Below are 18,389 nucleotides of genomic sequence, written 5' to 3'. Positions count from 1 at the left end.
GTATCCAAAGGGGATCTGGATGGAAGATCGCGTGGAACTATTGACGAGGCGCCTGTGCTTGCGTCGTGCGCGCGAGGGCGATGCTTCGGTGCTGTTCGACAACTACACGGGGGTGGGGAACTGCTCACGGTTTCTGCAACGCGATGCTCATCAGGACGTCGACCGTACCGCCGCGATGCTCGACAAGTGGTGCGACTCAGCGTGGCATGAGGCCGGCGCGCCATTTTCGTGGGTCATCGCGACACGAGAAGAGGATGAACCGATCGGAGTATTCGTCGCGATTCCACAGGGCCACAAGATCAAAATTCACTACGGAATCGGTGAGCGCTTTTGGGGCCGCGGACTCGCAGTCGAAGCTGGCCATGCGGCGATCTCCGCGCTGTGGCGCTCGCCTGGCGCGCAACGAATCTGGACCGTGTGCGATGTCGAACACGTCGGCTCACGGCGCGTTCTGGAGAAGCTGGGGTTTCACTGTGAGGGGACGCTGCGGAAGTGGTTGGTGCTTCCTGCGTTTGGCGACGCGGCAAGAGATTGCTATGTATTCTCTTTGACGTCTCGCCTTTCGGACGAACTAAGTGCCGGTGCAAAACCCGATGAATACCGATGATTCAACTGTTGGGCCTTCCTATGGAGATACCGCTTTGAGCAACGAGAGCTACATGAGCTGGCTAAGAAAGCGCGTTGGACGGGACCGGGTATTGAGCCCATCTGTCGCGGCCGTGATTCACGATCACACGGGCAGATTGCTGCTGCAGGAGAAATCCTCCGGAGAAGCCTGGAGCTTGCCGGCGGGTGGAGTTGAGTTGGGCGAAAGCCCTCAGGAAGCGATCATTCGCGAGGTGATGGAAGAGACCGGGTATGCGGTCGAAATCCATCGAATTCTGGGGGTATTCGGCGGACACACGTTCCGATACACGTATCCCAGCGGCGATCAGGTTGAGTATATGGTGACGTTATTTCAGTGCAAGATCATCGGTGCGTCTGGAATTCCTACCGACTCTGAGACTAAGTCCACCCGGTATTTCGATAGACGTGACATGCCTGAGCTGGCGTTGCCGTATCCGATCGATGATTTGTTTCGCTCGTTCTAGAACGAGCGTTTCAAGACTAATCAGGGTTTGGGAATCCTGATACGACTGATCATCAACGACCCAGACAAACCAAAAAGCAGCGTCATCAGATGAAGCGTGCCGCCGTGCATATGAACTTCACCGAACCACAGGTTCGGGCCGATCGAGTCGAGCTTCGCGGCAATCACCAACACCAGCACGAGCACAATCGATGTCGGGATCGGCGTGCCCTCGAAATAGGACACTTTCCCGGTTTCCTGCGAGAGCGCCTCGGCTGTGACGTTATACCGGGCCAGTCTCGACACGCCGCAGACCACGAAATAAACCAGCAGCAACCGGTCGTACAATCCACGCATGCCGCACCCGTAAGCGACGATGGCCGGTGCCACGCCGAACGAAATCACGTCGGCTAACGAGTCCAGTTCCCGTCCCAGGGTCGACGACTTCTGACGCCAGCGGGCAATTCTTCCGTCCAGAACATCGAACACCAGGGCCGCGAGTATCAGGCCGCCCGCGTAATAGACGTGCAACACGTCGTCTGTGGCGATGTAGGTAATGATGGAAAAGAGCGCACCGGTGCCGCAAGCGGCATTGCCGAGCGTGAACCAGTCAGCAAGATGAAATTCGCGAATCATCGAGAAGCGCCGGACGGGTTTTGTCATGTTCTTGTCGCGAGGATTGGGTAGATCGCTATGCTAGCAGGCTATTGAAAGCGTCTCCGATGAGCGATCGGTGGACACCCCCAGCCGCTACGCCCGGTGCGCCGGGGCCCGCCTTGCTGTGCGGCCGCTGGGCGCCGCAAGGCGTAAGCGGCGCAGAAAAAGACAGCCCGACCCGTCCGGTCGGCTATCATGCCAATCCTCTCCGAAGTAGCTCCTTATGATTTCCGTCCGTAATCTCACGCTGCGCCGCGGCGTCAATGTCGTACTCGACAGCGCGTCCATCACCTTCACCCCCGGCGAAAAAATCGGTCTAGTCGGCCGCAATGGCGCCGGCAAGTCGTCGTTCTTCGGCCTTCTCAATGGCACGTTGCACGAAGATAGCGGCGAGTTCTCGATTCCCGCTGCGTGGAAAATGGGCCAGGTCGCGCAGGACATGCCGGAGACCGAGCAGAGCGCGACCGACTTCGTCGTCGACGGTGACACCGTGCTGCTGGCCGCGCAGGCCGAAGTCGCCGCCGCCGAGGCCAGCGACGACGGCATGCGCATGGCGCACGCCTACATGGAGCTGCACGATGCCGGTGCGCACGATGCCCCCGCACGTGCCCAGGCGCTGATTCTGGGCCTTGGCTTCACTGAGGCGCAGCTTAGCCACCCGGTCAACAGTTTCTCCGGCGGCTGGCGCATGCGACTGCAACTAGCGCGCGCGCTCATGTGCCCGTCCGACCTGCTGCTGCTCGACGAGCCGACCAACCACCTGGACCTCGACGCACTGGTCTGGCTGGAAGCCTGGCTCAAGCGCTATCAGGGCACCATGGTCGTGATCAGCCATGACCGCGAATTCCTCGACGAGGTGACGCAGGTGACGGTGCACGTCGACAACGCCAAGCTCGTGCGTTATGGCGGCAACTACAGCAAGTTCGAAGACATGCGCGCCGAGCAGCTCGTGTTGCAGCAGGCCGCGATGGCGAAGCAGGTGGAGAAGATCGCCCATCTGCAGAAATTCATCGACCGTTTCAAGGCCAAGGCCTCGAAGGCGAAGCAGGCGCAGAGCCGGGTCAAGGCGCTCGAACGCATGGAGAAGATCGCCCCCGTGCTGGCCGACGCGGAGTTCACCTTCGAGTTCAAGGAGCCGCTCAACGTACCGAACCCGCTGCTGTCGATGCTGGACGCGAGCTTCGGCTATCCGGCGCCGACCGATGCACTGCCGGGCACGCCGCCCACGGTCATCGTGCGGGGCATCAACCGGTCGGTGCTGGCCGGGCAGCGCATCGGCATCCTCGGTGCCAACGGCCAGGGCAAGTCCACGCTGGTGAAGACGGTGGCGCACGCGCTGACGCCGATTGCCGGCGAAATCAGCGAAGGAAAAGGCCTGAACATCGGCTACTTCGCCCAGCAGGAACTCGACGTGCTGCGTCCGCTCGACACGCCGATGGAACACATGATCCGGCTTGCCAAAGACACGCCGCCGCACATGCGCGCGCCGGGCCAGAGCGGCACCGAACAATCGCTTCGCACGTTCCTCGGCACCTTCAGCTTCAGTGGCGATATGGTGCATCAGGCGGTCGGCACGATGAGCGGCGGCGAAAAGGCGCGGCTCGTGTTGTGCATGATCGTGTGGCAGCGCCCCAACCTGCTGCTGCTCGACGAACCTACCAACCACCTCGACCTGGCCACACGCGAAGCGCTAGCCATGGCGCTCAACGAATTCGAAGGCACGGTGATGCTGGTCAGTCACGACCGGGCCCTGTTGCGCGCCGTATGCGATGAGTTCTGGCTGGTCACCAAGGGCGGCGTCGAGCCTTTCGACGGCGATCTGGATGACTACCAGCAATTCCTGCGCGACGAAGCGCGTCGCATACGCGAGCAGGCTGCCGCGGGGTAGAAGGTCAGCGCTTGAGATACCCCAGGCGGGCGGTGGGGATGCATGGAAGGCGAAGCCGGATATCACTTGCACCAGGTCTCCGCCCAATTGTTTAGCGGCCGCAACGCAACCCGTAGCGCCATCCCTCCCTCGGTCAGGCAATACCCCTCTCCCGCGTGATCGATGAGTCCTGCCTCGCGCAATTCCTTTAACCGGGTATTGAGCAAGCTGGGATTCGTATCGGCCGCCTCTTGCAGTGCGCGAAACGTCAGTGGCTCGCCGCGCAATTCCCAGAGAATGCGCAGCGCTGCCCGGCGTCCTAGCAGGTCGAGCGCAACCATGATCGGCCGCCCTGTCGTCGACCCGCGTACAGGTTTTCCAGTTTTCGGTGTTTTCATGCTTTACTTTTCATAGCAAAATGACCAGAATGTGCTATCGAAATTATAGCAAAGAGATCTGCCATGCCTGCACGCATCGAACCCGCGCGGCCGCCTTTTTCGCCGTTCATTCAGGAAAGCATTGAGAAGACCATGCCGCAGGGTGTTCCGGCGCTTAGCCTGTTCACCACGCTGGCTCGCGACGAGCGGCTATTTGGAAAATTCTTCGCCGCCGGTCTGCTGGGTCGTGGACACCTGACGTTACGGCAGCGCGAATTGATCATCGATCGAACCACTGCCCTATGTCGGTCCGAGTATGAATGGGGGGTACACGTGACCTTCTTTGGCGCACGTGCTGGTTTCTCGGAAGAACAAATCGAGGCGCTGGTGCATGGCACACCTCACGACAAATGCTGGTCGACCGAAGACTCGGTCGTCTTGCAAATGTGTGACGCGTTACATAACGACTGCGACATCGACGAAGACACATGGCAGGCGCTACGCGCTCATGTCTCCGAGGAAGCGATTCTTGAAATGTTGATGTTGGCAGGTCTCTATCGAACCGTAAGCTACCTCACCAATGCTCTACAGTTGCCGCTCGAATCTTATGCAATGCGCTTCCCCGAACGCACGGCGACCCAAGCGCCGTGATGAGTCGGGATTAATGCGTGGGACACGCTATCTGAAGTCTTCGCAACCGAGGGTGAATTTCCATGATCACCGTGATCACCTCATTTCAATTTCCAAAGCCGGTCACACGTGAAGAAGCGCGACGCATTTTCCTGAGTGCGGCCCCGAGATACCTGGGCGTGGCCGGTCTTCTCCGTAAGTACTATGTCCTGTCGCAAGATGGCACCACGGCTGGGGGAGTCTATCTATGGAACTCCCGCGTCGAAGCCGAAGCGATGTACACGGAAAGTTGGCGTGCTGTTGCACGTGAGACCTTCGGTGCAAATCCTTCGGTCACGTACTTTGACAGCCCTGTCGTGGTTGACAACATTACGAACGAAATTCTGTCGGATGAGTAGTTCGGATCTTGCTATCCACATCGCAACTCATAGACCTAAGTCCTGCAGAATAAACAAGACCTCACGCCTTCGCTTCTTGAAAGCAACGCGCAAGCCTATGCGCTTGACATGACCCTCCCGTAGTACCTGAGCGAATACTCAATCCCGCTGACAAGTAAATGTCATCGGAATGGACGATAACGTCGCGTGCATCTACATTTCGATGCATCCATTCCGATCAGGCGAGATGTCCGATCGCACAAAACGACAAGACCTGTACCCCCGGGGAACACCCAAATTTCTGGAGGTTATCCATGAGTCGAACCGTTTTGACTGCCCTGCTTTGCGCCTTGACTCTGCTATCCGCTACCGCCCAGGCCGCTACACTGCCCGCTCAAACGCCTGCCACTGCAACCGCTTCAAGCCCCACGCTGATCACCGAACCCGGTCAAGGTCTCACGCCGATCTATACGTTCATGCAATCGGCAACCAAGACGCTCGACATGACGATGTACGAACTCGTCGATACGACGGCCGAGCAGACGCTCGTTCAGCTCGCGGCCAACGGCGTCACAGTGCGTGTGATCCTCGATCAGAACCTCGAGTCGAGCAACAACCAGGCGGCCTACACTTACCTGTCGCAGAACGGTGTCAACGTCGTCTGGGCCAATCCGACTTATGCGGCCACGCATCAGAAGTCGATTGTCGTCGATGGAAAAACGGCGGCGATCATGACGCTCAATCTGACGAGCCGCTACTATTCGACATCGCGCGATTTCGCGGTGATCGAGAGCGACGCCAACGACGTGGCCGCCATCGAGACCGTCTTCAATGCCGATTTCAACAGCAGCTCGATCACACCACCCGCCGGAGACGATCTGGTGTGGAGCCCGACGCAGTCGCAAACGGATCTGGTCAATCTCATCAACTCGGCGCAAAGCACACTGCAAGTCGAGAACGAAGAGATGAGCAACTCGAAGATCGTCACCGCACTCGTCAACGCGGCAAAACGCGGGGTAACCGTCCAGGTCGCGATGACCTACAGCAGCGACTGGGTCAGCAACTTCGACAAGCTCAGCGCGGCCGGCGTGCAGATCAGCACTTACGCATCGAGCGCGTCGCTGTACATCCATGCAAAAGCGATCCTCGTCGATTACGGCACACCGCAAGCGAACCTCTTTCTCGGCTCGGAGAATTTCTCGGTAGCATCGCTGACCAAGAATCGCGAGCTGGGTCTCGAGACGACGAACGCAGCCATCCTGTCGTCGATCCAGAGCACGCTCACTGCTGACTTTAACGGTGGCACGCCGTTTAGCAGCAGTAGCAATAGCGATGAGCGCTTGCTGAGACAATCGCCGTTTCACTGACTTGCGGCCGCCCGCGCGACCCAAATGCCGCTTAGCGATTAAACGTTTTGTGCACTACGATTGCCTCTGCACGTTCGGTACGTTGAGTACGCCAGTGCGTGACATACCATCAAGGAGACATCGGATGAGCGAGCACTATGGGTCGTTTTGCCCGTGCTGCGGCAACGCGGAGCATCGGGCGATGAGTCGCCGTACTTTCATGAGCCTCGTCGCCGGTACGGCTGCGGGGCTCGTCATACCGCCGGCTTTCGCGGACGCACAATCGGTGCCGTCGATTCCTTTCGATTCGATTGCCGATCCCGTTCGTTTACCTGAAGACACCTATTTCGGCGAATGCTCCGGCGTTGCGCTCAACTCGCAAGGACACATCTTCGTGCTGTCGCGCGGCAATACAACCGGGCCGGCCTATGGCGCGGCTGCGGCACAACTGCTGGAGTTCGCACCCGACGGACGCTTCATCCGCGAGATAGGACACAACCTGTATGCCTGGTCGTTCGCGCATTCGTTCAAGGTCGACCGGCAGGACAACATCTGGGTGACGGACAAGGGCTCCGACATGGTGATCAAGTTCACACCGGAGGGACGCGTCGCCATGGTGTTCGGCCGCAAGCAGGAAGCCGCCGACGAAGAGACCGCCCCGCTCAAGCACCCTAACCCGCCGCTACCCGCCGAGCCCGGGCGCTTTCGCCAGGTCACCGATGTCGCATGGGACGTCGCAGGCAACACGTACATCAGTGACGGCTATATCAACTCGCGGGTCGCGAAAGTCGATCGCGACGGCAACTGGATCAAGTCATGGGGCGACCGCGGCACCGGGCCGGGACAGTTTCATACGCCGCATAGCATCGCGCTCGATGCACACGACAACATCTACGTCGCGGACCGCAGCAACCGGCGCATTCAGGTGTTCGACACCGAAGGCAAGTTCCTGCGGCAATTCACGATCGATGTCCCGGTGCCCGCGGATGCGCGTCCCGCGATCGGCAACATGCCGAATGAGGCGGACATCGCAGCCGGCACGTTTGCACCAGGTTCGCCGTGGGCGATCTGCATCTCGCCGGGACCGAACCAGGTGCTCTATAGCTCCGATGCTTTTCCGGGTCGCATCTACAAGATGACGCTCGACGGCAAGGTACTCGGCGTGCTCGGCAAAGCAGGCAAGCAGTCGAAGCAGTTCGGCTGGATTCATCAGATGGCGTGTCCATCCGAGAACGTGCTGTTCGTTGCCGAACTGCTCAACTGGCGTGTGCAGAAGCTGGTTCTGCACGCCTGACACTGGGGCGTAAGACCGCTTACGCAGATTCCTTCTCGCTATCGAAGCGCAGGCGGGCCGCCGTGACCGCAGCATGGTTGTCGTCGGCCCACTGGATCAACACGTTCAACGCATCGAACATCGAATGCCCGAGATCGGTCAGGCTGTATTCGACGCCCGGCGGCTTGGTCGGAAAGACCACGCGATGCACATAACCATCGCGTTGCAATTCATGAAGTGTCTGCGTCAGCATGCGCTGCGAAATGTCGGGCACCAACCGGCGCAGTTCGCCGAATCGACATGGGTGCTCGGCCAGCGCCGTCATCAGTAACGAACTCCACCGCCCGCTGATCACATCGACGACGTCGCGCACCGGGCAATTCGCCCAGGCGCCGTGTTCGGCCCGAGCCTTCTCCAGCCTCGCTTTGAGCGCGCTGGTCGATACCTTGGTGGTTCCCATCTGGTAACTATCTCCTCAGAAACTGCCTTCTTTACGAGTGCTCGCAGAAGCCTGATTATCGAGTCACTCTCAAAAAGAGAGTAACACTCACAATGAGGCGAGTACATGAGCGACACCATTTTCGTCACCGGCGCATCCGGTCAACTCGGTCAGCTTGTCATCAAGCATCTGCTTGCGCGCGGCGTGACGCACGAGCGCATCATCGCCGGCACGCGCAACCCCGAAAAACTTGCCGGCCTTGCTGCAGCAGGCATTGAGGTTCGCAAGGCGGACTTCGAAGATCCTCAGGGCCTGACCGAAGCTTTCAAAAACGTCGGTACCGTCCTGATCATTTCGACAGATGCCATGGATGGAGTCGACACACGATTGAAGCAGCATCGCAATGCGGTCGCATCGGCGGTCGCGGCAGATGTCAAGCGTATCGCCTATACGTCGCAGCCCAATCCGGACAGCTCGCTACTGAGCTTCGCGCCGGACCACCTGGAAACAGAGCGGGCCATCAAGGCCACCGGTCTGCCGCACGTGATTTTCCGCAACAGCTGGTATCACGAGAATCTGCACAGGTCCCTCCCTCATGCGCTGAAGAGCGGGCAATGGCATTCGGCGACTAAAGGCGGGAGAACGTCGTCCGCCGGACGGGAGGACTATGCTGAAGCGATTGCCGCAGCGCTGGCCACGTCAAGCACCGATAGCCGGACCTACACGCTCACAGGTCCGGAAGCGTTGTCCAACGAAGAAATCGCCGACCTCGCTAGCCGGGTGACAGGCAAGCCGCTTGTCGTCGTCCATGTGACTGACGAGCAATTCGTCACGGGACTGAAAGCGGCGGGTGTTCCTGACGTGTTTGTTTCCGCACTGGCGTCGATTGAAGTGGAGGTCCGGGCCGGAAATCTTTCTATCGTCACCGACCATCTCGAGTCGCTCATCGGACGTGCTCCAAAGCGGCTTGGTGAATATCTGCAAGAGGCGAGAGCCAGCTATATCGTTTGAATGTGTTTCTGTGCGATATCGGGTAGTGGTCGGCCAGGAGCGGCCAGCCACTGCCAAGGTTCGAACACGATTTCCCCTAGCTCTAGCTCTTTGCCATGATCCACTCAGGCAACGCCCCTCACTACAACCTCGCGATCGGCACGGCGAGAAACTTCATCGACCCCGGACTCCAGCCGCTTCACGTTCCGCTTTGGTGGCTCGCCGAACATGCGCGAATATTCGCGGCTGAATTGCGACGGGCTTTCGTAGCCCACCTGAAAAGCCGCTGTCTCGACGTTCGCGCCGAGCGAGACCATCAGTCTGCGAGCTTCCAGCAGCCTTAGCTGCTTGTGAAACTGCAACGGCGAAAGCGATGTCAGTGCCTTGAAATGTCGATTGAAAGAAGACGGACTCATCTGCGCAACCGTGGCTAATTCTTCGACGCGGATCGGTTCAGCAAGATTTTCGCGGAGCCGGCGCATCGCATTGAGCACGCCTTTCGAAGGCGCATTCGTCAATGCCATGCGTGCGACGTCCCCGCCGTGTGGCCCGGTTAGAAGCCAGTAGCAGATCTCTCGCATGATGAGCGGATAAAGCGTCGCAATCGCACCAGGCGTATCGAGCAACTTGACGAGACGCAGCGCACAGTCGGCGAGCGGTCCCAGGAAATCGGTCACGAAGACGCCTCGACCGACATCGCCACTCGCCTTCGGTGGCTCGTCCAGTTCCGCCGCAACACTGCGCATGATCGCGAGATCGAGTTCGAACGCGAGGACAAGACATGGCCGGTCGGGGCTGGCCGCGCTTACCTTGCCAACCGATGGAGCCTCGACTCCAACAATGAGTGCCTCGCCGGCCTTGTATTCGTAGCGCGTTTCGCCAAAGCTGGCCCACTTGGCACCCTGAGCCACGATACACATGGCCGGTTGCGATATCCGGTGGACCGGTGGCTTGGGGTGATCCGAGCGAAGAATGAACACGCTTTCGATCGCCGTAAAGTACGGGCTCGCGCCCTCCTGGCGGTCGGTATATCGCAACATCGCAGCGACTAAATCTTCCAGCATGAACCTGATCTCCCATCCGGGCATCGACTGACAACCATACGTCGCCGAGTCGGAATAGGCAAGAAATGGGGTGGTTTGGGTATTCAGATTGCGTCACCTCCAAACCTATACTCGGTTCCAGTTTCTAACCGGGAGCACGAACATGGCAGTCGCAGATTCAACCCCATCAACGAACAAGATCGCTATTGTCACCGGCGGCAGCCGGGGCATCGGGCGCAACACCGTGATAAGCCTCGCGAAACGCGGGGTGCGGTCGATATTCACCTACCACGCAAATCAGGCAGAAGCGGAGAAGGTCGTCGCGCTCACGAGCGATATCGGAATTCCAGCTATCGCGTTGCAGCTCGACACGGGCAACGCGGCGAGCTTCGGCGGTTTCATCGATCGAGTGACACGCGCCCTGAGCGAAGTGCACGCGGAACGCTTCGACTATCTCGTGAACAACGCGGGGACTTCCTCTGCGGCATCGCTGGCGACGGGCACGGAAGCTGAACTGGATGCGCAATTCAACGTGCATTTCAAGGGCGTTTTCCTGCTCACGCAGGCGCTTTTGCCGCTCATGAACGACGGCGGGCGAATCGTGAACATCTCGTCGGGTCTTGCCCGCGTGGCGATGAATGGCCGTGCGATCTACGGCCCGATGAAGGCCGCGGTCGAGTCGCTCTCGCGTTATATGGCGCTGGAACTCGGGCCGCGCCGGATCGCGGTGAACGTCGTCGCGCCTGGAGCCATTGCCACCGATTTCAGCGGGGGCGTCGTGCGTGACAACCCCGCCATCAACAAGATGGTTGCGGATCATACGGCGCTCGGACGTGTCGGTGTGCCCGACGATGTTGGCCCCGTGATTGCTGGTTTGCTGTCCGACGAGTTCGGTTGGGTCAATGCTCAACGGATCGAGGTGGCGGGAGGAATGCAGATCTGAGTGCCGCTGGTTCACTCAATAGAAGGGCTTCGCAAGGTAGTGCGAAGCCCACACCACAAGCGCAGCCAGCACCAACGCACCATAAGGCAACGCACGCCGCATACCACTCACCCCGCTCCCCGGCTGCATCTCCATATCCTGCGCCATGCGCGCAGGAAAACGCCCACGATCCTGCCAGTAATGCCGGAACACAAACACCGGCACGATCAACAGCATCGCAATCAAGCCGTTACGCAACGTGCCTTCGCCCTGCAAATCCGCACCCGCACCGATGAACGCCAGGTCGAGATAACCACACACCGCGCCTGCCGCAAGCAACCAGGTCGGACAGCGAAAAGGCCTGTCCGCGTCAGGACGATCCATGCGATGAATCCATCCCGACTGCAGGTTCAGAAATACGAAGATCATGTAGCACACGCCCGACACGGACAGCACCGTCATATAGTCGGACATCATCAACAGGATCAGGTTGAAGCCGAGATCGGTCCACATCGCGCGCGTCGGTGCGCCGTGTTCGTTCACATGCGACAGGTAGCGCGGCAACCAGCCGTCCACCGACGCCTGGTACAACGTGCGCGACGATCCCATCATCGAAGTCATCACGATCAGCAAGATAGACAGCATCAGCATCACGACGATCACGTTCGCAACCACTGCACCGCCGCCCACCATATGCGCCATCGCCGCACCCACACCGGTGCCGTCGACGATCTTCGGATTCAACATGCCCGCCGTGCCGAGCGCGCCCTGAAACGCAATCGGCACCAGCGTCATGACGACAAGGCACAGTGCACCCGACCAGAAGATCGCCTTGACCGTATCGGTACGCGGATTGCGGAACTCGCGCGTATAGCAGACGGCTGTTTCGAAACCGTATGCAGCCCAGCCCGCCATGAACATCGCACCGAACACCATCGTGATACCGGTGCTGTTCCATGAACCAAACGATGCCGCGCTGAGCTGGCCGTGCGCATCGTGCGCGAGCGGCAGCAGCGGCCACAGGTGTGCAGCCGGCACATCGCCGGTCACGAACGGGACGATACCCACAATCAGCAACGGCGTCAGCGACGCAATGCCAAGCAGGCGCTGCGTCTTCGCCGCTTTCGCTGCGCCGCTGTGCTGCAGCCTGAAGGTGATCAACAGGAAAACGACCGCAAGCAGAAACGTGGCGTTGATGCGCAGCGTAAGACCGTGCTTGACGAAGCCAAGATCGAGCAAGGTCCATTGCCACGTGTTGATCAACGCATCGGGCGCGAACAATGTGGTGAGCGCATAGCTCGCGGCGAGCCCGGTGCCGAGCGCCAGCATCGGCGACCACGCGACCCAGTTGCACCACACCGACACCGGCGCAATCAGCTTGCCGTAGCGAACCCAGCCCATCGCGCCGTACACCGATGCGCCGCCGGATTTATGGGGAAACAGCGAGGAAATCTCGGCATACGTCGCGCTCTGGATCAAGCCCATCGAGATCGCCGCGATCCAGATCGCCCACGCAGGTTGACCGATCGTCGCGCATACGCCGCCTATCGTGAACAGAATGCCGGCCGGCACACCGCTCGTCACCCAGAATGCGTCCTTCCATGTGAGGCCGCGTTGCAGCGTGTGGCCTTCGTCATGAGCGGCACCATGTGCCGCGTCGTGGGTGCTGCGCGTGCGCAGTCTTGCCTGTTCCATCCAGAGCCTCCTGTAGAGAGCCTGTGCCTGGACCGGAACGCGTGAACCTGAACCCAGCATGCGGATCGCCCTGCAACGGCGATCCGCACGCTGTGTGACAACGTCAAAGCGAAGACGTTATTGCGCTCCAGCCACCCAGCTGTCGACCCGATCGCCGTGCGCGGCGATCCATGTGTCGGCTGCGGCAGCAGGCTTGGCGCCGTTCTGTGTCGCCAGCATCACGCTGTCGATTTCGCCCGGCTTCCATTGAAATTTCTTGAGAAACGCAACCACGGGTGCAGCCTTTGTCTCGAGCCCGGGGTTGATTACGTTATCGACATGCTCCGATTCGCCGAACACCTTCTTCGGATCCTCGAGGAACTTCAGTTTCCACTTCGCAAACATCCAGTGCGGTACCCAGCCGGTCACGATGATAGGTTTATTGGCATGCATCGAGCGTGCAAGTTCCGCGGTCATCGCACTGCCCGAGCTTGGCATCAGCTGAAGACTGAGGTTGTAGGCTTGGATCGCCTCGCCCGCTTTCTTCATCACACCCGCGCCCGCATCGATCCCGACGATGCGGCCGCCGAAGTCCGCCTTATGCGCTTCGAGGTCGCCGATGCTCGTCTCCGGTAAATCAGCGGGGACGATCAGACCGATCTTCGCGTCGTTGAAATTCGGCCCGAGGTCGGTCACCTTGCTCTTGAACTGATCCCAGTACGCACCATGCGTCACCGGCAGCCAGGCCGACAGCGTTGCGTCGAGATCGCCGCGCGCCACACCCTGCCACATGATCCCTGCCGCAACCGGCACCAGTTGCACCGGATAACCCAGCCGCTTCTGGATGATCTGTGCGGCGACGTTCGAGGTCGCGACGCTGTCATCCCATCCTTCGACATAGCCGATCTTGATCGTCGGTTTCGTATCCGCTGCCGCAGTCACGCTCGCGCTCATCGTCGCGATCAGAGCAGCCCCGAGTGCACCGCACAGCAAGAGTTTTTTAAGGCGTTTCATGGTCGATCTCCTTATGGCCGCTAGCGCGGTGTAGCACTGAGCATCGCCAGCCAGAATTGACGGCGGATAGTCTGTTGCGACAGCGGCTTGTGGAAATGCGACACGCATCATCGGCAGGCGTCGATACGTCGGGCAACCGGATGCGCGGGCCGCGCGCATCGGGTGTTCATGCCGTGCGGTCCGGTGCAGGACAAACCGACTGTCACTTCTCGACGACGAGATCCGTCAATGGTTTGCTGCAGCAGAGCAGCACCATCCCCTGATCGATTTCCCGCTGACGAATGCCGCCGTTGTGTTTCATCTCGACCTGGCCGGAGACGAGCTTGACCTTGCAGGTGCCGCACATGCCCTGCGTGCACGACGACGGCAACCGCACGCCGGCCTGGCGCGCAGCGTCGAGCACGTGCTGGTCGCTGCCGCAGCTGATCTCGCGATTGCTGCGCGCAAAGCTTACCGTGAACGTCTGTGTGCCCTGCTCTGTGGGACTGGCTGCGTGTTCTTCGACGAGAACCTCGGGCGCCGACTGTGTCAGCGTCTCGAACGAGAAGCTTTCCTCGTGATAGTGCGCGCGATCGAAACCCGCATCGCCGAGCAGGTCGCGCACGGCCTTCATATACGGCGCCGGGCCGCACGTGAAGATCTCGCGCTCCATGAAGTCCGGTGCGATCGCTTGTAGCAGCGGCAGCGTCAGAAAACCCGTTACGCCGTGCCAGTTGGTGCGCGGACCGACACGTTCGCAGATGAACGACGTGCGGAAATTGCTCTGGTTCGACGCGATCAGATCGAGTTCACGCGCGAAGATGATGTCGTCGGGTGTGCGGGCGCTGTGCACGAACACGATGTCGCGATCTTCGCTCAACTCGTGATGCGCGCGGCTCATCGACATCAGCGGCGTGACACCCGAACCCGCCGACAGAAACAGATACTTGCGCGCCGGATGCCGCGCACAGGTGAAATCGCCGGACGGTCCCAGCACGCGAACCTGCGCGCCGGCCTGCAAGTTGTCGTGCAGCCAGTTCGAAACCGGGCCGCCGGGCACGCGTTTTACGGTGATCGAAATGGTATGCGGCCGCGTCGGCGACGAAGAGATCGTGTAGCAGCGATTGACCGTCTCGCCGTTTATTTCCAGTTCGAGCGTGAGGAACTGGCCCGGCTCGAACACAAACGCACGACCTTGCGGCGAACGGAAGAAAAAGCTCTTCACGTCGTGCGTTTCCTGGCGCACCTGGCAACACACGAGCGTCTCTTCGACGTCGCTCGTCCAGCGCTCGGGCAGCACGCCCCAGAATTGCGGCTTGGTCAGCCGGCTCTCAACGGGTTCGAAAGTTGCCGCATCCCGCATCATCGTTTGCTCCACCTGCCCGAGGCAGCCAGTTGTCTGCTTGTGTTCGTTGCGTTGCTGTTTACGCTGCTGCTTGTACTACTGCCTGCTGCGCGTTAGCTGCTAGCGTGTGCTTCAGTCTGCGAATCGATCTGCGCCGCGACCCGTCCCACATACCAGTCGCTGAACTTCTCGACGAGCCCTTCGGTGAACGGCGAATACGGACCCGGTTCGTACGCGCTGCTCGACGCACCGCGCTGCGAATATTCGACGAGCGCGCGGTCCTGATCGTTGGTCGCATTCCACACGGCCGTCAGGTTGTTCACGTCGTAGTCGACGCCTTCCTTCGCGTCCTTGTGCACGAGCCACTTCGTGCGCACCAGCGTCTCGCCAGCCGACAACGGGATCACCGAGAACGTCACGACGTGGTCGCTCATGAAGTGATGCCACGAGTTCGGCTGGGTCCAGAACGATAGCCCACCCAGGTCGGCCTGCTTGAATTCGCCGAGCAGTTTCTTCGATGCAACCTTCGCGTCGAGCGTCTGCGATTCGCCGCTGCGATCGAGCGGCAGGCGCTGCGTACGAAAACCGGTCACGTCAGACAGCCGGTCCACTTCGACCGACGGCAGATTCATCGCTTCCCACTGCGCCGCGCGTTCGACGCAGGTCCGTTCGAACGCGGCCATACCCTCGGCATTCGCCGCTGACGGCTGATAGCCGAACCCATACTCGTACAGCGAAATGGTCAGCTCCGGATGGTTCGCGACGCAGTGATAGCACTCGCGATTGTTCTCCATCGTCAGCTTCCAGTTGCCCTTTTCGATGATGTCGATCGTGGCGGCGATCTTGAGGTTCGGCAGATCGTGCGGCAGCAGGTACGGCTCCATCGCGGCGCGCATCACGTCGAAATCGACCGGCGGTTCGTCTGCGAGGCAGATGAAGATCAGCCCGGCCAGATTCTGCACGTGCACGCTCTTCAGGCTGTGCTTGCAGCGGTCGAACTTCTCGCCCATGTGCTCGGCGAACATCAACTGGCCGCTCAGGTTGTAGGTCCAGCTGTGATACGGACACACGATATTGCCGACCGAGCCCTTCTCTTCGTTGCACAGGCGCGCACCGCGATGGCGGCACACATTGTGGAACGCGCGGACTTCCATGTCGTCGTCACGGACGATCAGGATCGAATCGTGGCCCAGCTGGACCGTCGTGTAATCGCCGGGCTCGGGGATGTCCGGCTCGATGGCGACCTGGATCCAGTGCTGGCGGAAAATCGCGTCCATGTCGAGCGCGAAAATCTCTTCGCTCAGGTAAAACGGTGCCTCAAGGCTGTAACCCTTCTTGCGCCGATCGACCAGCGCGCGAATGTCTGCCGATACTTTCATCGTGTGCTCCGGAACGCTCTTTTTCAGTAGTCGATGAGTTGATGCTCGCGCAAATAGGCGAGGATCACTTGTGCTTTTTCGACCGAAGTCCCTTCAATTACGACGCTGCCGCCGCGGCTTTCGGTCGTGGTCGCGGACATCATGCGCGCGTGCCCGGAACGCTTCTCCGGCGCGGCGAGTCGCACGGGTTTGCGGGTTGCCGGCGCGACCGTCCAGTGCGCCGCTTCGGCGTCCGCGCCGCGCGGCGCGACGCTGCGCGTGTCGACGGTGCCGGCGCGCAACCTTGCATAGGCATACAGCGGCTGGACCGGCGCGAGCGGATGCACGGCGACCACGGCCGGCAGCGGTGTCTGCACGCGCCGACGTACGCCCTTCGGCAAGAATTGCCTGACCGTCGCCGTCGTCACGTCGCCGTTTTCGATCACGACGTCGACCGCCGAGCCGACCAGCATGTAACCCAGCGCAGCGGCAAGGCGATACGGCAGCATGCCGCTGTCGAACGCGCCTTCCGCGCAGGTGCCAGTCAGCACCAGATCGTAGCCCTGCACACGCTGGGCGAGCGCGGCTACGGCATCGTCGGCGGGATCGCAGACTAGTACCTCGACGCGTGCAGCGCCGAGCGCCAGATAGGCTTCGAGTGCCGCGTTGGACGGGTCGCCGGCATGCACGACGTCGAGCAGCGCGCCGTGCTGTTGCGCGAGTGCGCGGCCGGTTTCGAGTGCGGCGGCATCGTTGCGGCTATAGCGCGCCACGCCGCTCACCGGATGGCGACCAACCGAGACGAGCACGGCGATCCGTGCGAGCTTGCCGTTCATGCGGCGACTCCTTCTGCGACGGTTGCGGCGGGTGTTGTAGCTGCGGCTCCGGCCGGTGCGCGCGTGGACCGCGCTCGCGCGACCTCGTCGATCAGCGACGCGATCGTGGCCTGCGTATCGCCGATGATCGTCAGGTTCGCGCGCTTGACGATCGGCGCGCTGCCGTCCAGATTCACGGCGATCACGTGCCGACAATCCTTGATGCCCTGCAGATGCTGGACCGCGCCCGAAATACCGAACGCGATATAGACGCTCGCCTCGACGGTCTTGCCGGTCGCGCCGATCTGCTTGTCGCGCGGAAAGAGACCGTTGTCGACCGCGACGCGGCTCGCGCCGACGGCCGCTCCGAACGCGCCGGCCAGTTGTTCGAATGCCGCGACATCGGCCACGCCGTTGCCCGCCGAGACGATGAAATCCGCCTCTTCGAGTGCGACCTGCGCGGCGTCGATTTCTTCGATGCCGAGATCGCGGTAGCGATCGCTCGCCGCGCCTTCTTTTGCTTCGGCTGGCAGCGCAATCTCGACGCGTTCTCCCGCGCCGACAAACGGTAACCGCGGGTCGACAGCGCCCGCCGCCAGCAGCACGACATCGGGCAGCGCGCGGCTCGCATATGCCTGCTTCGCCTGGGCATAGCTGCTCACATGCGCAGCATCGACCTCGACAACCTGAGTCGCGATACTTGCGCCGGCATACGCGGCATAACGCCGTCCGAGGTCGCCGTCGCCGGTTGCGTTGTCCGGCATCAGGATGTGCGCCGGCGCAATCTGTGCGACGCATGCGGCCAGCGCCTGCAACTCGCGCTCGGGCGCAAACCTGCGACGGTCGAACGTTGCAAGTTCAACAATACGATCGGCGCCGAGTGCCGCCGCATCGTCCTTCAGTTCGCCGAACACGACGAGCGCCACCTGGGTCTGTGCGTCTGCGATAAGCGCTGCGGCAGCGAGCGCCTGACGTGTGTGTTCGTCGAGCGCGCCACGGTCGCTGTGCGCGGCAACCAGTACCGTGCGCTGCGCCGGTTGCCTGGTGCGGAGCGGCTTCACAGCCTGACCGTGCGCGTGCGCACCGGCCGCGCCGTGACTCTGATCGTTCGATGCATGCGCGTCGAAAGTCCCGCCGAGCGTGATACGCCGGATACCTGCCGCCGTGATCGTGAACGGCCGCCGCGGATCGATACGTTTGATGGTCGTGTTCAT

At 60.9% G+C, this 18,389-nt stretch carries 19 protein-coding genes; 9 read left to right on the top strand and 10 right to left on the bottom strand.

Features of this window, described 5'->3' with window-relative positions; translation table 11 throughout:
* The first annotated feature begins 19 nt into the window (after positions 1–19).
* Positions 20–607, top strand: a complete 588-nt coding sequence (locus tag FNZ07_RS10465) for a GNAT family N-acetyltransferase (protein WP_170275710.1) — start codon at positions 20–22, stop codon at positions 605–607.
* A complete protein-coding gene (locus FNZ07_RS10460; RefSeq protein WP_245811707.1) occupies positions 594–1,091 on the top strand; it encodes an NUDIX domain-containing protein in 498 nt (165 codons plus the stop codon). The genes FNZ07_RS10465 and FNZ07_RS10460 overlap by 14 nt, the downstream gene beginning before the upstream one ends.
* 20 nt (positions 1,092–1,111) lie before the next feature.
* On the opposite strand, the gene FNZ07_RS10455 is transcribed toward FNZ07_RS10460, so the two are convergent.
* The gene (locus tag FNZ07_RS10455) at positions 1,112–1,732 is read right to left on the bottom strand and encodes a CDP-alcohol phosphatidyltransferase family protein (protein ID WP_091018095.1); all 621 of its coding nucleotides are present in this window, start codon (positions 1,730–1,732) and stop codon (positions 1,112–1,114) included.
* Between the two features lie 217 nt (positions 1,733–1,949).
* On the opposite strand from FNZ07_RS10455, the gene FNZ07_RS10450 reads away from it, so the two are divergent.
* Positions 1,950–3,614 carry an ABC-F family ATP-binding cassette domain-containing protein gene (locus FNZ07_RS10450; protein WP_091018092.1) on the top strand — a complete coding sequence of 555 codons (1,665 nt, stop codon included), beginning with the start codon at positions 1,950–1,952 and terminating at the stop codon, positions 3,612–3,614.
* Positions 3,615–3,676: 62 nt separating this feature from the next.
* Here FNZ07_RS10450 and FNZ07_RS10445 read toward each other — a convergent pair whose 3' ends face one another.
* Positions 3,677–3,991: a winged helix-turn-helix transcriptional regulator gene (locus FNZ07_RS10445; RefSeq protein WP_091018090.1), complete on the bottom strand. Its 315-nt coding sequence runs from the start codon at positions 3,989–3,991 to the stop codon at positions 3,677–3,679.
* Positions 3,992–4,054: 63 nt separating this feature from the next.
* Between FNZ07_RS10445 and FNZ07_RS10440 the strand changes: the two genes are divergently transcribed.
* From FNZ07_RS10440 to FNZ07_RS10425, 4 genes are all read left to right on the top strand, one after another.
* A complete protein-coding gene (locus tag FNZ07_RS10440; protein WP_091018088.1) occupies positions 4,055–4,621 on the top strand; it encodes a carboxymuconolactone decarboxylase family protein in 567 nt (188 codons plus the stop codon).
* 62 nt (positions 4,622–4,683) lie between these two features.
* Positions 4,684–4,998 (top strand): hypothetical protein, encoded by a 315-nt coding sequence (locus FNZ07_RS10435; RefSeq protein ID WP_091018085.1) that lies wholly within the window; start codon positions 4,684–4,686, stop codon positions 4,996–4,998.
* A 293-nt stretch (positions 4,999–5,291) separates the two neighbouring features.
* Positions 5,292–6,344, top strand: coding sequence for a phospholipase D-like domain-containing protein (locus FNZ07_RS10430; RefSeq protein ID WP_170275709.1), 1,053 nt, complete (start codon positions 5,292–5,294; stop codon positions 6,342–6,344).
* Between the two features lie 124 nt (positions 6,345–6,468).
* Positions 6,469–7,617 (top strand): peptidyl-alpha-hydroxyglycine alpha-amidating lyase family protein, encoded by a 1,149-nt coding sequence (locus tag FNZ07_RS10425; protein WP_091018081.1) that lies wholly within the window; start codon positions 6,469–6,471, stop codon positions 7,615–7,617.
* A gap of 19 nt (positions 7,618–7,636) precedes the next feature.
* On the opposite strand, the gene FNZ07_RS10420 is transcribed toward FNZ07_RS10425, so the two are convergent.
* Positions 7,637–8,056: a winged helix-turn-helix transcriptional regulator gene (locus tag FNZ07_RS10420; RefSeq protein ID WP_091018078.1), complete on the bottom strand. Its 420-nt coding sequence runs from the start codon at positions 8,054–8,056 to the stop codon at positions 7,637–7,639.
* Positions 8,057–8,161: 105 nt separating this feature from the next.
* Here FNZ07_RS10420 and FNZ07_RS10415 point away from each other — a divergent pair, with 105 nt between their 5' ends.
* Positions 8,162–9,046, top strand: coding sequence for an SDR family oxidoreductase (locus FNZ07_RS10415; protein ID WP_091018075.1), 885 nt, complete (start codon positions 8,162–8,164; stop codon positions 9,044–9,046).
* Positions 9,047–9,150: 104 nt separating this feature from the next.
* On the opposite strand, the gene FNZ07_RS10410 is transcribed toward FNZ07_RS10415, so the two are convergent.
* Positions 9,151–10,089: an AraC family transcriptional regulator gene (locus FNZ07_RS10410; protein WP_091018073.1), complete on the bottom strand. Its 939-nt coding sequence runs from the start codon at positions 10,087–10,089 to the stop codon at positions 9,151–9,153.
* A gap of 142 nt (positions 10,090–10,231) precedes the next feature.
* Here FNZ07_RS10410 and FNZ07_RS10405 point away from each other — a divergent pair, with 142 nt between their 5' ends.
* Entirely contained in the window at positions 10,232–11,011 is a 780-nt protein-coding gene (locus FNZ07_RS10405; protein WP_091018071.1) for an SDR family NAD(P)-dependent oxidoreductase, read from the top strand.
* A gap of 15 nt (positions 11,012–11,026) precedes the next feature.
* Here FNZ07_RS10405 and FNZ07_RS10400 read toward each other — a convergent pair whose 3' ends face one another.
* The 6 genes from FNZ07_RS10400 to FNZ07_RS10375 all read right to left on the bottom strand — a co-directional run bounded on the left by FNZ07_RS10400 (position 11,027) and on the right by FNZ07_RS10375 (position 18,389).
* Positions 11,027–12,685, bottom strand: coding sequence for an APC family permease (locus tag FNZ07_RS10400; protein WP_091018069.1), 1,659 nt, complete (start codon positions 12,683–12,685; stop codon positions 11,027–11,029).
* A gap of 117 nt (positions 12,686–12,802) precedes the next feature.
* Positions 12,803–13,678: a glycine betaine ABC transporter substrate-binding protein gene (locus tag FNZ07_RS10395; protein WP_091018067.1), complete on the bottom strand. Its 876-nt coding sequence runs from the start codon at positions 13,676–13,678 to the stop codon at positions 12,803–12,805.
* A gap of 202 nt (positions 13,679–13,880) precedes the next feature.
* Positions 13,881–15,023 carry an FAD-binding oxidoreductase gene (locus tag FNZ07_RS10390; RefSeq protein WP_091018065.1) on the bottom strand — a complete coding sequence of 381 codons (1,143 nt, stop codon included), beginning with the start codon at positions 15,021–15,023 and terminating at the stop codon, positions 13,881–13,883.
* A gap of 92 nt (positions 15,024–15,115) precedes the next feature.
* Positions 15,116–16,381: an aromatic ring-hydroxylating oxygenase subunit alpha gene (locus tag FNZ07_RS10385; protein WP_091018063.1), complete on the bottom strand. Its 1,266-nt coding sequence runs from the start codon at positions 16,379–16,381 to the stop codon at positions 15,116–15,118.
* 23 nt (positions 16,382–16,404) lie between these two features.
* Positions 16,405–17,196, bottom strand: a complete 792-nt coding sequence (locus tag FNZ07_RS10380; protein WP_091018061.1) for a drug:proton antiporter — start codon at positions 17,194–17,196, stop codon at positions 16,405–16,407.
* Positions 17,193–18,389: an electron transfer flavoprotein subunit alpha/FixB family protein gene (locus tag FNZ07_RS10375; protein ID WP_091018058.1), complete on the bottom strand. Its 1,197-nt coding sequence runs from the start codon at positions 18,387–18,389 to the stop codon at positions 17,193–17,195. Before FNZ07_RS10375 ends, FNZ07_RS10380 begins: the two co-directional genes overlap by 4 nt.

Source organism: Paraburkholderia megapolitana (assembly GCF_007556815.1).
Lineage (GTDB): Bacteria > Pseudomonadota > Gammaproteobacteria > Burkholderiales > Burkholderiaceae > Paraburkholderia > Paraburkholderia megapolitana.
Note: the sequence above shows the minus strand (reverse complement) of the source record. Positions and strands in the feature narration are given on the sequence as shown.

Coding starts and splice junctions, on each gene's coding strand:
- FNZ07_RS10390 (WP_091018065.1), bottom strand. CDS start 15,023: ATGATGCGGGATGCGGCAACTTTCGAACCCGTTGAGAGCCGGCTGACC.
- FNZ07_RS10405 (WP_091018071.1), top strand. CDS start 10,232: ATGGCAGTCGCAGATTCAACCCCATCAACGAACAAGATCGCTATTGTC.
- FNZ07_RS10440 (WP_091018088.1), top strand. CDS start 4,055: ATGCCTGCACGCATCGAACCCGCGCGGCCGCCTTTTTCGCCGTTCATT.
- FNZ07_RS10450 (WP_091018092.1), top strand. CDS start 1,950: ATGATTTCCGTCCGTAATCTCACGCTGCGCCGCGGCGTCAATGTCGTA.
- FNZ07_RS10375 (WP_091018058.1), bottom strand. CDS start 18,389: ATGAACACGACCATCAAACGTATCGATCCGCGGCGGCCGTTCACGATC.
- FNZ07_RS10380 (WP_091018061.1), bottom strand. CDS start 17,196: ATGAACGGCAAGCTCGCACGGATCGCCGTGCTCGTCTCGGTTGGTCGC.
- FNZ07_RS10425 (WP_091018081.1), top strand. CDS start 6,469: ATGAGCGAGCACTATGGGTCGTTTTGCCCGTGCTGCGGCAACGCGGAG.
- FNZ07_RS10465 (WP_170275710.1), top strand. CDS start 20: ATGGAAGATCGCGTGGAACTATTGACGAGGCGCCTGTGCTTGCGTCGT.
- FNZ07_RS10385 (WP_091018063.1), bottom strand. CDS start 16,381: ATGAAAGTATCGGCAGACATTCGCGCGCTGGTCGATCGGCGCAAGAAG.
- FNZ07_RS10445 (WP_091018090.1), bottom strand. CDS start 3,991: ATGAAAACACCGAAAACTGGAAAACCTGTACGCGGGTCGACGACAGGG.
- FNZ07_RS10420 (WP_091018078.1), bottom strand. CDS start 8,056: ATGGGAACCACCAAGGTATCGACCAGCGCGCTCAAAGCGAGGCTGGAG.
- FNZ07_RS10455 (WP_091018095.1), bottom strand. CDS start 1,732: ATGACAAAACCCGTCCGGCGCTTCTCGATGATTCGCGAATTTCATCTT.
- FNZ07_RS10430 (WP_170275709.1), top strand. CDS start 5,292: ATGAGTCGAACCGTTTTGACTGCCCTGCTTTGCGCCTTGACTCTGCTA.
- FNZ07_RS10460 (WP_245811707.1), top strand. CDS start 594: ATGAATACCGATGATTCAACTGTTGGGCCTTCCTATGGAGATACCGCT.
- FNZ07_RS10410 (WP_091018073.1), bottom strand. CDS start 10,089: ATGCTGGAAGATTTAGTCGCTGCGATGTTGCGATATACCGACCGCCAG.
- FNZ07_RS10400 (WP_091018069.1), bottom strand. CDS start 12,685: ATGGAACAGGCAAGACTGCGCACGCGCAGCACCCACGACGCGGCACAT.
- FNZ07_RS10435 (WP_091018085.1), top strand. CDS start 4,684: ATGATCACCGTGATCACCTCATTTCAATTTCCAAAGCCGGTCACACGT.
- FNZ07_RS10415 (WP_091018075.1), top strand. CDS start 8,162: ATGAGCGACACCATTTTCGTCACCGGCGCATCCGGTCAACTCGGTCAG.
- FNZ07_RS10395 (WP_091018067.1), bottom strand. CDS start 13,678: ATGAAACGCCTTAAAAAACTCTTGCTGTGCGGTGCACTCGGGGCTGCT.